Annotated in this window: 1 protein-coding gene; it reads left to right on the top strand. The window is 65.0% G+C overall.

The annotated features are described in order from the left end of the window. Positions 1-7: 7 nt before the first annotated feature. The coding region (locus AC1D00_RS44595; RefSeq protein WP_477015143.1) for a carboxyl transferase domain-containing protein at positions 8-552 on the top strand (545 nt) is incomplete at its 3' end.

A 552-nucleotide genomic window follows, 5' to 3' on the forward strand; every position in this document is an offset into this window, starting at 1 on the left:
GGACAACATGCCGCTCCATTCCAGCATCGATCCGTCTTCATCAGACTTTGCCCGCAATGCCGAGGCCATGCGCTCGCTTGTCGCGGACCTGCGCGAAAAGCTCAGCCAGGTTGCCGGCGGCGGCGGCGAGGTCTCGCGCAACCGCCACACCTCGCGCGGCAAGATGCTGGCGCGCGAGCGCGTTGACCTGCTGGTCGATCCCGGGACCTCGTTCCTGGAGCTGTCGCCGCTGGCGGCCTACGGCCTCTATGGCGGCGACGTGCATTCGGCGAGCGTCGTCACAGGCGTGGGGTGCATCTCGGGCCGTGAATGCGTGATCGTCGCCAACGACGCCACCATCAAGGGCGGCACCTATTATCCGATGACCGTGAAGAAGCATCTGCGCGCGCAGGACATCGCGCGGCAGAACAATCTCCCCTGCGTCTACATGGTGGATTCCGGCGGCGCCTTCCTGCCACTCCAGGACGAGATCTTTCCGGACGAGCGCCATTTCGGCCGCATCTTCTACAACCAGGCGCAGATGTCGTCGCAAGGCATCCCGCAGGTCGCGAT

The organism is Bradyrhizobium sp. P2_E8, from assembly GCF_056403875.1.